This window comes from Glycomyces endophyticus, assembly GCF_039531525.1.
In the GTDB taxonomy this organism is placed as follows: domain Bacteria; phylum Actinomycetota; class Actinomycetes; order Mycobacteriales; family Micromonosporaceae; genus Glycomyces; species Glycomyces endophyticus.
In genome coordinates this window covers 335167-347970 of sequence record NZ_BAAAQF010000005.1, presented here as the reverse complement: position 1 = coordinate 347970, position 12804 = coordinate 335167, and the positions used below count along the sequence as shown (strand labels likewise).

Sequence of the window (12804 nt, the reverse complement as noted above, 5' to 3'; positions counted from 1 at the left end):
CAGCGGTCGTTACTTGCAGGTAGCTGAAATCTTTCACGTCTTCTCACGCCTGCGGAGCGGTTCCGGGTGGAAAGAATCGCGTTTCTTCGCGATACTGAGGAAATGACGAACCTGCCGCAGCGCCCCTCCGACGCCCCGCACCGCCCCTGGGGGGCGGCCGAGGCCGCCGAGCTGTCCGCCGACGACGTCTCGGTGGACCTCATCAGCCTCGGCAAGCAGATCCGGCACCTGCGCAAACAGCGCGAGATGAGCCTGGAGGACCTGGGCGCGGCGGTCGGCTCGGCGCCCTCCCAGCTGTCGCTCATCGAGAACGGCAAGAAGGAGCCGAAGCTGTCGATGCTCCGGGCCCTCGCGAAGGCGTTCGGCGTTTCTTCGGACGAGCTCCTCGGCGCCGAGCCCCCGAACCGGCGGGTCGCGCTGGAGATCGAACTGGAAAGAGCGCAGCGAAGCGGTCAGTACCGGTCGCTCGGGCTGCCCTCGGTGAAGCCCTCGACGCGCATCCCGACCGAGGCCCTCGAAGCGCTCGTCGGCCTCCACCGGGAGGTGGACCGCCAGGTCAACCTCCACACGGCGACGCCCGAGGAGGCCCGCCGGGCGAACACCGAGCTGCGGCGGCGGATGCGCGACAAGGACAACTACTTCGCCGACATCGAGGCCGAGGCGCGCACGCTCCTGGGGAAGGTCGACTACTCGGGCGGGCCGCTCTCCCAGCACCAGATCGCCGACCTCGCCGCGCACCTGCGGTTCACGCTGCACCACGTCGACGACCTCCCCCACTCGACCCGCTCGGTCACCGACCTCAAGCACCGCCGGATCTACCTGACGCAGGTCGGCACCGGCTCGCACGACCCGCGCACGGTGCTGCTCCAGGCCCTCGCGAGCTACGTGCTGGAGCACGAGGTGCCGCGCACGTACCTGGAGTTCCTGGGCCAGCGGGTGTCCACGAACTACCTCGCGGCGGCGCTGCTCATCCCGGAGTCGAGCGCGGTGGCGTTCCTGCGCAGCGCCATGTCGGACAAGGAGGTCGCGGTCGAGGACCTGCGGGACAACTTCGCGGTCTCGTACGAGGCGGCCGCGCACCGGTTCACGAACCTCGCCACGCACCACCTGGGGATCAGGACGCACTTCCAGAAGGTGCACAAGTCGGGGATCATCTTCAAGGCGTACGAGAACGACGACGTCGCGTTCCCGGCCGACCCGACGGGCGCGATCGAAGGGCAGTCGATCTGCCGGTACTGGACGAGCCGCCAGGTGTTCGACGTGCCCGACAAGTTCAACGCGTTCAACCAGTACACCGACACCGCGACCGGCACCTACTGGTGCACCGCGCGGACCGAGCGGAGCGCCGACGGCCTGTTCTCGCTCTCGATCGGCGTCCCGTACGAGTCGGCGAAGTGGTTCCGCGGCAAGGAGACCCGGGCCCGCTCGGTCTCGCGCTGCCCCGACCCCGACTGCTGCCGGAACCCGCCGCGCCAGCTCTCGAAGGCCTGGGCCGGCCAGGTGTGGCCGACCGCCCGCGCCGCCAGCTCCCAGCTGGCCGCGATGCCCTTGGGCTCCTTCCCCGGCGTCGACGAGACCGAGGTCTACCAGTTCCTGGAGCGCCACTCCAAGGGCTGAGCCCGCCCGGCGGTCCGCCGGGCGGGCGCGCGTCAGCGTTCGGGGATCCAGTTGCCGTGCAGGCCGAGGGGCACGCGCGCGGGGAGGTGGACGCGGGCGAGCGGTTCGCCGGTGAAGTCCTGGGCGGCGAGGATGACGAGGTCGGCGGCGCCGCGGTCGGGGTCGTGGACGAAGAGCAGGTTGTAGCCGTCGTCCTCGGCGGCGGCGGTCGCGGAGGGGACGAACACGGTCTCGCCGGCGGCGGCGTCGCGGCCGAACTCGTGGGTTTCGGTGGTGCCGGCGACGAGGTCGTGCTTGAGGACGGCGTTGGAGAAGCCCTCGTCGGGCCGGTCGGGGTCGAGGGGGCTCGCGGGCGCGTACAGCTCGGTGGAGGCCGAGTAGCCGTACCGGTAGGGGCGGCCGGCGTAGTGGGCGTTCAGGCGCGGGAAGTCCTGGGGCCGGTCGTGGAGGAGCTCGGTGCGGACCTTGCCCGCGGCGAGGTCGACGGTCCAGCGTTCCAGGACCGGGCGGCCGGCGCCGATGTCGATCACCTCGAACCGTCCGGGGTGGACGACGACGTCGGCGACGATCGCGCCGTCCTCCTCGTAGGCGTTGAGCGTGTGGCCGACCATGCCCGGCGGCAGGTCCATCCAGCGGACGCGCCCGCCCTCGCGGGGCATGACGCCGAGCTGCGTCGGCAGGTCCTCGTTCCAGCCGAACGGGACGCCGGTGGCGAGGAGCGCAGGGTCGAAGACCATCGGCGAGGTGTAGACCAGCACGTAGTGCTCGGTGAGGCCGAAGTCGTGCAGGTACGGGAAGGTCGGCGCGGGGATGTTCTCGGTCCGGACCACGATGCCGTCGGCGCCGAAGACGATGTGTTGGAGGAAGTCGGCGCCGTACCGGAACGCGAGCGAGTGCATCTCGCCGGTGCGGTGGTCGAACTTGGTGTGCGCGTTGGCGTTGAATCCCTCGGCGGTGGCGCCGAGGTCGCACGGGCCGACGGTCTCCAGCTCCGGGGTGAGTTCGTAGGGCGCGAGGCCGCCCTCGATGAGGGCGTAGACGCGGCCGCCGTGCCCGGCGACCTGGACGTTCGGCGCGAAGTCGAACCGCTCGTCGACGGGGCGGCCGCGGCGGGGCTCGCCGAGGCGGTCGGCGACGGACGCCGATCGCACCCAGCGGTTCCGGTACCACTCGGCGCGGCCCTCGCGCAGGCGCACGCCGTGGACCATGCCCTCGCCGAGCGTCCAGATGTGGGCGGCGGGGTCCTCGATGCCGAGGGGGTTGGGGCCGATGCGGAGGTAGCGGCCGTTGAGGTCGGTCGGGATCGCGCCGGTGACCGGGAGATCGAAGGCGGTGGTCTCCTCGGTGACGGGGGCGAAGTTGCCGCGGGTGTAGCGGGTGAGGTGCACGGGGGTTCCCTTCTCAGGCGACGCCGGGCGTCGATTTATACAAACGTATCATACGTCTGTATAAATCGAGGGCGCCGGTTAGGATCACCGCATGGGACATCGGGAAGACCTGCTGGAGGGCGCGAAGCGCTGCCTCGTCGAGCGCGGCTACAGCCGCACCACCGCCCGCGACATCGTCGAGGCCTCCGGCACCAACCTCGGTTCCATCGGCTACCACTACGGCACCAAGGACCGGCTGCTCCTCCAGGCGATGGTCGAGCTGTCCGGGGAGCTGGCCGTCAGCATGATGACCGTCGACGTCGGCGCGGGCGACCCCGAGTCGCGGCTCCTCGCCTTCTGGGAGGGCATGATCGCCTCCTTCCGCGCCGACCCCGCGCTGTGGAAGGCCAACATCGAGATCCTCGCGCAGACCCTCCACGACGAGGAGCTCCGCTCGCGCCTCGCCGCGACCCAGGAGCAGGCCCGCGCCGGGATCGCCGGCCACCTCTCCCCCGGCTCGGCGTCCCCGCGCGCGGCCGGCTCCGTCCACTTCGCCCTCATCATGGGCGTCATGTCCCAGCACCTCATCGACCCCGAGCGCGCCCCGAGCGCCACCGAGGTCGTCGCGGGACTCCGCGCCGTCGGCGCCGCCCTCGCACCGGACGGCCGCTGACCCGGGCCTCGGCGGCCGCACGCCGCACACCGGCGTGCCGCCTCCGGCCGGACGCGACCCGTGCCGCGAATCCGCGGCGAAAAAGCCTGGCGAAATCCGTCTGCTTGTCGCGCGCAGCTCCGTCAAGGAGGTGAACGGGTCGCCGACCCGAGAACCGAGGATTACGACATGAACCTCACGCTGTGGATCGTCGCGGGCGTGCTCGCCGCGGCCCTGCTCGCCAGCACCTCCAAGGCGTTCATCGCCCGGGAGAGGATCGCCGCCTCCGGCGGCGAGGCCGCCCGGTGGATCATGGACTTCAGCCCGGGCTTCCTGCGGGCGCTCGCGGCACTGGAGTTCCTGGCGGCACTCGGCCTCATCCTGCCCGCCGCCCTCGACATCGCGCCGATCCTGGTGCCCGTGACCGCCGCCTGCGTGGCCCTGCTGTTCACAGGGGCCGCCATCATGCGCGCCCGCCGCGGCGAGCGGAAGACCCTCGCACCCGACCTGGTCTACCTCGCACTCGCCCTCTTCCTCGCGATAGGGCGCTTCGCGATCGAGCCCTTCACCGGCTGAACCCGGCCCGGCTCTCATCCGCATCCCACCCCTGCCTCGCTGTCACACCCCCGAGGCAGGGTTGATACCGGGGGCCCATCGATGTCCGATTTGCCCGGACCCTCCGCTCACGTTTCGCCTGTTCACAGGCGCCCCACCGATGTCGTACCCCTCGGGCAGGGTTGATGCCGGGGGCCCGTCGATGTCCGAATTGCCGGGACCCTCCGTTCACATTCTGCGCAGACCGGAATCCTCGCGCAGACATTGACTTTCTTCGATGTTGGCGGTTACCGTGAACCTTCGGGCGTTGGCAAGCGCCTTCACCGATCTCGTCACCGGCACTCACGAGAGGGTCAGCCTCACATGACCACCGAACTTCCGCACTCCGCACGCGGCTCCGCCGCGCCGCGGCGCTGGGCCCGGAGGGCGGTGCTCGCCGTCGCGGCGCTCGCCGCCGCCGCGGCCGCCACCGCTTCCGCGTTCGCCTGGACCCAGTCCGCCTCGGCGCAGACCACCACGATCACCGTGGCCACGAACGGGAACGACGCGAACCCCGGCACCGTCGCCGCCCCGCTCCTGACCATCCAGGCCGCCGTCAACAAGGCGGTCCCGGGCACCGTCATCCAGATCCGGGGCGGCACATACGCGCCGAGCACCAATATCCAGGTCAACTCGAACGGCACCGCTAGCGCGCCGATCACCATGCGGGCCTACGGCACCGAGAAGGTCGTCATCGACGGCGAGAACATGCCGTACACGCCCGGCGCGGTCGACTCCTCGATCCCGCGCGCCGACCGCGGCGCGCTCCACGTCGAGGGCGACCACTGGCGCTTCGAGCGCCTGGAGATCATCCACGGCCCCTACGCGATCTTCGCGCTCGACTCGAACGGGAACGTGTACGACCGGCTCATCACCCGCGACAACTACGAGTCGGGCCTGCACATCCAGGGCGCGTCCTCGAACAACCGCATCGTCAACCTCGACTCCTACGGCAACCGCGACCCCCGCAAGAACGGCGAGAGCGCCGACGGCCTCGCGATCAAGGAGGGCTCGGGCACCGGCAACACGGTGATCGGGGCGCGCCTGTGGAACAACGCCGACGACGGCTTCGACGCCTGGGAGTTCCTGTCCCCCATCCGCATCGAGGAGACCGCCGCCTGGGGCAACGGCTACAACCACTGGAACCTGCCGAACTACTCGGGCGACGGCAACGGGTTCAAGATGGGCGGCGGCGATGACGACCTGCCCGCGAACCACGTCGTGGTGAACTCCTCGGCGTGGCGCAACTCCGCGCACGGCTTCACCGACAACGGCAACCCCGGCTCGCTCCAGATCAGCCGCTCGACCGCGTGGAAGAACGGCAAGACCGGCTTCGACTTCGACTCCTCCACCTCGACCCTGACCGCGAACCTCGCGGTGAACAACGCGACCCCGGTCGCCCTCGGCTCGTCCACCGGATCGGGGAACTCCTGGAACATCAAGTCGAGCTGGAAGGACGCCGACCTCGCCAACACCAGCACCTCCGTGATCACCGGCCCCCGGGCCGCAGACGGCTCCATCGCCTCCACGAACTTCCTGGTCCCGAAGAACTACCCGAACCTCGGCGCCTCCTTCGTCTAGCGCCGCCACCCGCCCGGCCGGCCGCACCCCAGGCGCCGACCGCACCGCTCCGACCCGGTGAGGCCCTCCCGCATCCGCGGGAGGGCCTCACCTTTTCAGCACTGTCACACCCCCGAGGCAGGGTTGGAACCGGGGGCCCATCGATGTCCGATTTGCCAGGACCCTTCTTCCCGGCGGCCTGGCCGCTGCACGTCCGGGTCCGGTTCGCGGCCCCGGCGGAGCGGATCGCCGCGGGCATCAACGCGGGGGACGGCGTGGTCGAGGCGGTCGACGAGCACAGCTGCGTGCTCGTGCTCGGCGGGTCCGATCCGCTGACCATGGCTGCGTTCTTGTGCATGTTCGACGTCGATTTCGAGCTCCTCGACGCAGGCCCGGTGCTCGACGCGTTGCACACCGTGGAGAACCGGTGCCGCAAAGCATCGAAGTCTTTGCAATCATGAGCGCCATGACACCGACGTTCGTCCTGATCCACGGCTCCAACGCCAACTCGTTCTCCTGGGCCCCGCTGCAGCGGGAGCTGGCCCTCCTCGGGCACCGCTCGCTCGCGGTCGACCTGCCGGGGCACGGCTTCGCGGCGGGCCTGCCGTCCGCGTACCAGACCCAGGACGCGGCGGAGCTGGCCGTGGCGCCCTCGAAGCTCGACGGCGTCGGCCTCCAGGCGAACGTCGACCACCTCGTCGCGGTCCTGGAGCGCGCCAGGGTCCACGGGCCGGTCGTCGCCGTGGCCCACAGCCGCGGCGGCGTGACCCTCACGGCCGTCGCGAACCGCCGTCCGGAGCTGTTCGACCGCATCGTCTACGCCTCCGCCTGGTGCTGCGTCGAGCACACGCCCGGCGAGTACGTGGCCCGCCCCGAGAACGCCGGCAGCGTCCTCGACCAGGTCTTCGGCGTGGCCGCCGCGAACCCGGCCCGCCTGGGCGCGGTCCGCATGAACTGGCGCACCGCCGACCCGGCGCTCCTGGGCGCGCTCAAGGAGTCGATGCTCGCCGACGGCACCGACGACGAGTTCCGCGTCCTCCTCAGCACCCTCACCCCGGACGAGAGCCGCGACGCCGGCGGCCCCGAGGACCGCGCGAACGCCGAGACCTGGGGCCGCATCCCACGCAGCTACGTGCGCCTGTCGCGGGACCTCTCGATCCCGATCGAACTCCAGGACCTCTTCATCAAGGAGGCCGACGCCCTCACCCCCGGGAACGTCTTCGACGTGCACACCCTCGAGTCGAGCCACGCGGGCATCCTCGTCCACCCGGAGCGCTTCGCGGCCGTCCTCGCGGGCCTCGCCTAGGGCCTGCCGCGCGTCCGGACGGCGGCCGCCCGGACCAGCAGGACGGGACCCGAGCCTCACGGCGGCCGCTCGGCGCTCGAACCGAACGGCGTCCCGCACAGGCCCCCTGGCGGTGGCACACCGCGTGCCAACTTCCCGGCCGGTTCGGCTCGGCAAAAGCCGCCGAACCGGCCGTTAGTCCCCATTGGACCAATATGGCCCCAGGCCGCCCCCTCCCCGTGTACCCACGGTCAGCGCGCGGCGACTCCATACTGAGGCGGCGATCCACCCTTCCCCCAAGGAGTGCCAATGCGCCTCATCCTCCGAAGACTCCTCGCCGCGGCGGCGGTCCTCATCGCCGCGGTCGCGTTCGCCCTCGCACCGTCCTCACCGGCCCAGGCCAAGTCCGGCCGCCTCCTCGTCTGCGTCGAGGTCGACAACCCCGTCGGCAGCGGCACGTTCTACGACTGCTACTGGATCGAGATCCCCGAGCTCGGTCCGAAGTGGCCGCCGGACATCTGCCCGCAATGCGGGGTGTTCCTCGACTTCTGGAAGTACGACATCGACCCGGTCGCCCAGAAGGACTTCAACGAGCTGTTCACCAAGGGCTTCGACACCCTCGCCCGCTCGCACCTCACCGACGACGAGAAGCTCGCCGCGCAGCTCCGCGCCGAGGCCGCCGGCCACTTCCTCGAAGCCGCGAAGGCCGTCGAGAAGTACCCGATCGAGCTCGCCGGCACCGGACTCTGGGACCCGAAGAACCGGAAGACCCTCGAAGACCCCAGCCCGCTCCCGTGGCTCCCGAACGCCGGAGCGGAGATCGCCGCGGGCATCGGCCTGCTCCAGGCGGACCTGTGGGACCCGCAGCCCGACCCGCCCGTCGACGCCGCCCTGGCGCACTTCGACAAGGCGTACGACAACCTCTCCGACCTGGCGGCGCAGTGATGAAGACCCCGACCATGAACCGATCCGTCCGCATCGTCACGGGCCTGATCGCCGCGATCGTCCTCGCCTTCTCCTCGGTCCTGCTCGTGCAGGCCCCGGCCCAGGCGGGCAACCCGACGATGACCTTCTGCATGTGGGTCCTCAACGAGGACGGGTACCTCGAACTGCACTGCTACACGATCGAGGTCCCGGTGGCCGGCCCGCGCAAGTGGTGGCCGCCGGAATGCTGGGTGTGCCTGCCCTCGTTCCGGTTCGAGGACTACGCCGTCAACCCGGCCGACCGCGTCGACTTCGTCGACCAGCTCGGCCAGGGCCAGATCCTGCTCGCCCAGGCGAGCCTGACCAAGGACGAGAAGCTCGCCGAGGAGCTCCGCACCGAGGCCGCCGGCGTCTTCTACTCGGCCGCCAAGCTGGTCGAGAAGGGCGGCGAGGTGTCCTACAAGGAGTTCGCCTGGGTCGATCCCAAGAGCGGCAAGACGTACGGCGACCCGCAACCCGAGCCGAACCTCGCCTACGGGGCCGCGCTGGAGGCCGGCATCCGGTACATGCAGCTCGCCGCCCTCGACCCGGAGCCGCAGCCGAACATCGAAGCGGCCATGAAGGAGTTCGAGGCGGCCAACGCCGCCCTCGCGGCGCTCGCCGCGGGCTGACCCGCACGACCAGTCGCGGGTGGCCTCCGCGGGCCGCCCGCGACCCCGCGGTCCCGCACGCCTCAGGGACCGCGCCGGGCCGGGGGATCGCCACCCCCGGCCCGGTCTCCACGATTCGGCGAAGCCGGGCGCCCGTAGACGATCGCGCATCGAACGTGGCTCCACGAGCATTCATCCGCTACGAGATCCGCGGTTGACTTACCTCATGAGCGAAACCAGCACCACCGAGACCATCCTCGTCACCGGCGCCACCGGCAAGATCGGCCGCCGCCTCGTCGAGGTCCTGCACGCAGACGGACGGAACGTCCGCGCCGTCTCCCGCCACACCGAGATCCCCTTCGACTGGACCGATCCCTCCACATGGGACGCCGCCCTCGATGGCGTCACCGCCGTCTACGTGATCCCGCCGGACCACCCGTTCCCCGCCGACGAGTTCGTGGCGACCGCGGTCCGGTCCGGCGTCCGCCGCCTGGTCTCCCAGTCCGGCCGCCGCATCGAGGAGCTCTCCGCACTGGCCGGGATCGGCCACGAGGTGATCGGCATGCACGCGGCCCAGGTCGCCGTGCAGGCCTCGGGGATCGAGTGGACCGTCCTCCAGGCCAACAACTTCAACGAGAACTTCAGCGAGGGCGACTACCTCCCCGCCGTGCTCTCCGGCGATGTGGCGCTGCCGCTCGCCGGCACCACCGAGCCGCTCATCGCGGCCGACGACATCGCGGCCGCGGCCGCCGCCGTGCTGACCCGGGACGGCCACGCCGGCAAGGTCTACGAGATCACCGGCCCGGAGTCGCTGTCGATGGACGACGCTGTCGCGGCCATCGCCGCCGCCTCCGGCAAGGCCGTGTCGTTCCGCGCCGAGAGCCCCGAGGAGCACGACGCGGCCATGCGCGCCGCGGGCCTGCCCGAGGAGCTGGTGGGCTTCCTCAACATCATGTACCAGTTCATGCGCAACGGCACGATGGCCGAGGCCACCGGCGACGTCAAGCAGATCCTCGGCCGCGACCCGATCCGCTTCGCGGACTGGGCGGTCGACACCGCGAAGACGGGCGTGTGGACCGACGCTCCCGACGCCTGATGCGGACCTCCCGGTCGCGACCGCCAGCGTCCGGTCCGGGACGCCCGCATCAGTGGGCCAGGCGGTCGGCGTCCTGTCCGAGACGCTCACCGTAGCGAACGAGGCGGGCCCGGGGCTTTCGCCCCGGGCCGGCCTCGACGCGTCGGGTCAGGCGTTGTCGCTGCTGCAGTAGGCCATGTAGACCTGCGGCAGGATGTCGTCGCCGCTGGTCACCGGGGTGGCGTAATAGTCCGAGGACGGGCATCCGCCCAGCGCGGTCATGTAGTCGAACGTCAGCTCGTCGACCGGCGGGTCGTAGAGCTCGATGTCGTCGACGACGTAGAGGGCGGCCGCGTTGCCGCAGTCGAAGGTCCGCAGGGTCCCGTCGGTGCAGTCGCCGACGTCGGGCACGATCGGGCGGCCGCCGTCGGCGTCCTCCTTGTCGATGGCCTCGATGCAGTAGAGGAAGTCCACCGGGCCGCCCGCGCCTTCGATCGTCTCGGTGTAGACGACCTGGTAGGACTGCCAGACCACGCCGGGGGTCCAGCCGAGGAACTCCTGGCCGCAGACCTCCGCGACGGGCGCGGTGTCGTCGAGGTCGCCCAGAATGCCGACCGAGGCGCCGGAGTCGTCGGAGACCTTCGTGATGGTCCAGAACGCGGCGGCGTCGTCACACGGCACGATCAGGTCCGCCGTGGCGTCGACCTCGGCGTCGGACATGCAGTCGCCGACCTCGGCCGCTTCGACGGCCTCCATCTCCTGGTCGGTGAGCGTGGTGTCGGTGGCGGTGTCGGTGACCGTGTCGTTCGCGGTGTCGTTGGAGTCGCTGCCGCTGTCGTTGGCCAGCGCGCGGACCACGACGATGACGATGCCGATGAGCAGGGCCCCGGCGCCGCCGAGGATCTTGCCGAGCAGTCCGCCGCCGCGGCCGCCCGAGGGCGGCGGGATCGGCGGCGCGCCGTAGGGGCCGCCGGGAGGCGGCGGGAAGCCGGGCTGCTGCTGCGGGGCGCCGTACGGGCCGGGCTGCGCAGGCGCGCCGTACCCGCTGGACTGGGGCGGGAGGCCGGGCTGGGACGGTGCGCCGTACGCGCCCCCGGGCTGGGGCGAGGGCGCGCCGTACGCGGGCTGCGACGGCTGCCCGTAGGGCTGCTGCGGCTGGCCGGCGCCGGGAGTCTGGTTCGGGTCGTACGGGTTCGGCGGAGGGTAGGTCACGGGGCTCTCCGTAGTAGGGCGGGCAGGGCGGGCGCATGAGGGGGAGGTCGATGCGTTTGGCATCCTAATGCGCCGCCGCCAAGCAGCCGCGTTCGGAATCGGCACCACCGAATGTATACCCGGTATCCCCGCCGAGTCGAGGCCCCGGCCTGCATGGAATACTCCCCGCCATGCCCGACAACTCCGCTCCCGTTCGCCCGTTTCCCCTGATCCTGGCGGTCGCGATCGTCGGCGGCCTCGCCCTCGGCGCGGTCGACCTCGTCGCCCAGCGCGAACTCCCCTACCCGTGGGCGAACCTCGCCAACTCAAGCGCGGTCTGGGCGGTCGGCGCGTTCGCCATCGGCGCGTGGGTGCGCGCCGGACGCTGGCAGCCCGCCCTCGCCGGGACGGTCCTCCTGGTGATCGCGGTCGAGAGCTACTACCTCGCCGCGACGCTCGTCCAGAACGACGACATCGCCAACCTCTGGTCCCCGACCTCCTTCATCTGGATGGCCTTCGGCATCCTCGCGGGTGTGGTCTTCGGGACGTTCGGCGCCTGGGCCCGCTCGGCTTCCCTGTGGCGCTCGGTGATCGGACTCGCCGCCATCGGTGCGGTGTTCCTGTCCGAGGCCGCCGTCCTGCTCCGCCGCAGCCCGGACGGGGGCGAGGAGTACCGGGCCGACAGCCTCGCCACGGCCGCCGTCACCGCCGCGATCGGCATCGCGCTCATTCTCGCTGCGGCCCAGTCCTGGAAGATTCGGTTCTGCGCCCTCGCGGCCGCGGTTCCGCTTGCCGCCCTTGGTTTCGCGGGTTTCACACTGGCAGGGTTCGGATCCCGACTCCCTGCGGAACAAATAATTCCGTTCTGATATGATGGGCATGTACGCAGCACCCGACAAGGAGCAGACATGACCACCGTGCACTTCCAGCCCGAGGGCTACACCACCGTCACCTCGTGGCTCGTCACCGAGGACACCGGCAAGCTCCTCGACTTCCTCACCGAGGTCTTCGACGGCGTCGAGACCGACCGCGTCGCAACCGAGGACGGCAGCATCGGCCACGCCGAGATCCGGGTCGGCGACACGATGCTGCTGGCCTTCGACCGCCGCCCCGACTGGCCCGCGCTCCCTGCGCTGCTGCGCATCTGGGTCGCCGACCCCGACGCGACCGTCGAGAAGGCGGTCAAGGCCGGCGCCCGCGTGGTGACCGAGCTGTCGAACGCCGCCTGGGGCGACCGCGGCGCCCGGATCCGCGACCCCTTCGGGAACATCTGGTGGATCATGTCCCACATCGAGGACGTGTCGGACGAGGAGTCCTGGAGGCGCATGAACGCTCCGGGCTTCGCCGAGGTCATGGAGGACGCGCAGAAGACCTTCGACGCCGAGATGACCGGCCGCGAAGGCCGGTCGAGCCGCCCGGTCAATCCCGAATAACCCGTGCAATCAGGGAGCATCCGAAAATCTCTTGGATTCAGGCCCTCGTGCCACTAGGGTCGCCGAATGACTCTGAACTGGCAATGCATCGTCGTCGACGCCGCCGACCCGCGCACGCTCGGCCCCTGGTGGGCCGAGCTGCTGGGTTGGCGGATCACGCACGACACCGAGAATGAAGTGGTCCTGGAACCGGCCGAGGGCAGCCCGCAGGACGGCGTCTCGCCGGACCTCCTCTTCATCAAGGTCCCGGAGGGAAAGAGCACCAAGAACCGCATCCACCTGGACCTCCGTCCCGACGACCAGGCCGCGGAAGTCGCCCGGGCCGAGGCCATGGGGGCGACCCGAGTCGACGTCGGCCAAGGCGGGGACAAGTCCTGGGTCGTCATGACCGACCCGGCCGGCAACGAGTTCTGCATTCTGCGGGCCTTCACCCCCGAGGAGCTCGCCAGCTTCTAA

At 70.8% G+C, this 12804-nt stretch carries 14 protein-coding genes; 12 read left to right on the top strand and 2 right to left on the bottom strand.

What is annotated here, in order from left to right; translation table 11 throughout:
• The first annotated feature begins 102 nt into the window (after positions 1-102).
• Entirely contained in the window at positions 103-1617 is a 1515-nt protein-coding gene (locus ABD419_RS08335; RefSeq protein ID WP_344484345.1) for a helix-turn-helix domain-containing protein, read from the top strand.
• Positions 1618-1649: 32 nt separating this feature from the next.
• Here ABD419_RS08335 and ABD419_RS08330 read toward each other — a convergent pair whose 3' ends face one another.
• Positions 1650-3005 carry a carotenoid oxygenase family protein gene (locus ABD419_RS08330; protein WP_344484342.1) on the bottom strand — a complete coding sequence of 452 codons (1356 nt, stop codon included), beginning with the start codon at positions 3003-3005 and terminating at the stop codon, positions 1650-1652.
• Positions 3006-3096: 91 nt separating this feature from the next.
• Between ABD419_RS08330 and ABD419_RS08325 the strand changes: the two genes are divergently transcribed.
• The 8 genes from ABD419_RS08325 to ABD419_RS08290 all read left to right on the top strand — a co-directional run bounded on the left by ABD419_RS08325 (position 3097) and on the right by ABD419_RS08290 (position 9745).
• A complete protein-coding gene (locus tag ABD419_RS08325) occupies positions 3097-3657 on the top strand; it encodes a TetR/AcrR family transcriptional regulator (RefSeq protein WP_344484339.1) in 561 nt (186 codons plus the stop codon).
• Between the two features lie 168 nt (positions 3658-3825).
• Positions 3826-4212: a DoxX family protein gene (locus tag ABD419_RS08320; protein ID WP_344484336.1), complete on the top strand. Its 387-nt coding sequence runs from the start codon at positions 3826-3828 to the stop codon at positions 4210-4212.
• Between the two features lie 342 nt (positions 4213-4554).
• Positions 4555-5811: a right-handed parallel beta-helix repeat-containing protein gene (locus tag ABD419_RS08315; RefSeq protein ID WP_344484334.1), complete on the top strand. Its 1257-nt coding sequence runs from the start codon at positions 4555-4557 to the stop codon at positions 5809-5811.
• 143 nt (positions 5812-5954) lie between these two features.
• Entirely contained in the window at positions 5955-6251 is a 297-nt protein-coding gene (locus ABD419_RS08310) for a hypothetical protein (protein WP_344484332.1), read from the top strand.
• Positions 6252-6256: 5 nt separating this feature from the next.
• Positions 6257-7096, top strand: coding sequence for an alpha/beta hydrolase (locus tag ABD419_RS08305; RefSeq protein ID WP_344484329.1), 840 nt, complete (start codon positions 6257-6259; stop codon positions 7094-7096).
• Positions 7097-7384: 288 nt separating this feature from the next.
• Positions 7385-8020 (top strand): hypothetical protein, encoded by a 636-nt coding sequence (locus ABD419_RS08300; protein WP_344484326.1) that lies wholly within the window; start codon positions 7385-7387, stop codon positions 8018-8020.
• 14 nt (positions 8021-8034) lie between these two features.
• A complete protein-coding gene (locus ABD419_RS08295) occupies positions 8035-8670 on the top strand; it encodes a hypothetical protein (protein WP_344484324.1) in 636 nt (211 codons plus the stop codon).
• Between the two features lie 205 nt (positions 8671-8875).
• Positions 8876-9745 (top strand): NAD(P)H-binding protein, encoded by an 870-nt coding sequence (locus ABD419_RS08290; RefSeq protein WP_344484322.1) that lies wholly within the window; start codon positions 8876-8878, stop codon positions 9743-9745.
• A 147-nt stretch (positions 9746-9892) separates the two neighbouring features.
• Here the strand turns inward: ABD419_RS08290 and ABD419_RS08285 are convergent, their stop codons facing one another.
• Positions 9893-10936, bottom strand: coding sequence for a hypothetical protein (locus ABD419_RS08285; protein WP_344484320.1), 1044 nt, complete (start codon positions 10934-10936; stop codon positions 9893-9895).
• 170 nt (positions 10937-11106) lie between these two features.
• Here ABD419_RS08285 and ABD419_RS08280 point away from each other — a divergent pair, with 170 nt between their 5' ends.
• The 3 genes from ABD419_RS08280 to ABD419_RS08270 all read left to right on the top strand — a co-directional run bounded on the left by ABD419_RS08280 (position 11107) and on the right by ABD419_RS08270 (position 12804).
• The gene (locus tag ABD419_RS08280; protein WP_344484317.1) at positions 11107-11784 is read left to right on the top strand and encodes a DUF6518 family protein; all 678 of its coding nucleotides are present in this window, start codon (positions 11107-11109) and stop codon (positions 11782-11784) included.
• A gap of 39 nt (positions 11785-11823) precedes the next feature.
• Complete coding sequence (locus ABD419_RS08275) at positions 11824-12348, top strand: VOC family protein (RefSeq protein WP_344484315.1); 525 nt, start codon at positions 11824-11826, stop codon at positions 12346-12348.
• Positions 12349-12414: 66 nt separating this feature from the next.
• The gene (locus tag ABD419_RS08270) at positions 12415-12804 is read left to right on the top strand and encodes a VOC family protein (RefSeq protein ID WP_344484312.1); all 390 of its coding nucleotides are present in this window, start codon (positions 12415-12417) and stop codon (positions 12802-12804) included.

Coding starts and splice junctions, on each gene's coding strand:
- ABD419_RS08335 (WP_344484345.1), top strand. CDS start 103: ATGACGAACCTGCCGCAGCGCCCCTCCGACGCCCCGCACCGCCCCTGG.
- ABD419_RS08325 (WP_344484339.1), top strand. CDS start 3,097: ATGGGACATCGGGAAGACCTGCTGGAGGGCGCGAAGCGCTGCCTCGTC.
- ABD419_RS08320 (WP_344484336.1), top strand. CDS start 3,826: ATGAACCTCACGCTGTGGATCGTCGCGGGCGTGCTCGCCGCGGCCCTG.
- ABD419_RS08315 (WP_344484334.1), top strand. CDS start 4,555: ATGACCACCGAACTTCCGCACTCCGCACGCGGCTCCGCCGCGCCGCGG.
- ABD419_RS08310 (WP_344484332.1), top strand. CDS start 5,955: ATGTCCGATTTGCCAGGACCCTTCTTCCCGGCGGCCTGGCCGCTGCAC.
- ABD419_RS08305 (WP_344484329.1), top strand. CDS start 6,257: ATGACACCGACGTTCGTCCTGATCCACGGCTCCAACGCCAACTCGTTC.
- ABD419_RS08300 (WP_344484326.1), top strand. CDS start 7,385: ATGCGCCTCATCCTCCGAAGACTCCTCGCCGCGGCGGCGGTCCTCATC.
- ABD419_RS08295 (WP_344484324.1), top strand. CDS start 8,035: ATGAACCGATCCGTCCGCATCGTCACGGGCCTGATCGCCGCGATCGTC.
- ABD419_RS08290 (WP_344484322.1), top strand. CDS start 8,876: ATGAGCGAAACCAGCACCACCGAGACCATCCTCGTCACCGGCGCCACC.
- ABD419_RS08280 (WP_344484317.1), top strand. CDS start 11,107: ATGCCCGACAACTCCGCTCCCGTTCGCCCGTTTCCCCTGATCCTGGCG.
- ABD419_RS08275 (WP_344484315.1), top strand. CDS start 11,824: ATGACCACCGTGCACTTCCAGCCCGAGGGCTACACCACCGTCACCTCG.
- ABD419_RS08270 (WP_344484312.1), top strand. CDS start 12,415: ATGACTCTGAACTGGCAATGCATCGTCGTCGACGCCGCCGACCCGCGC.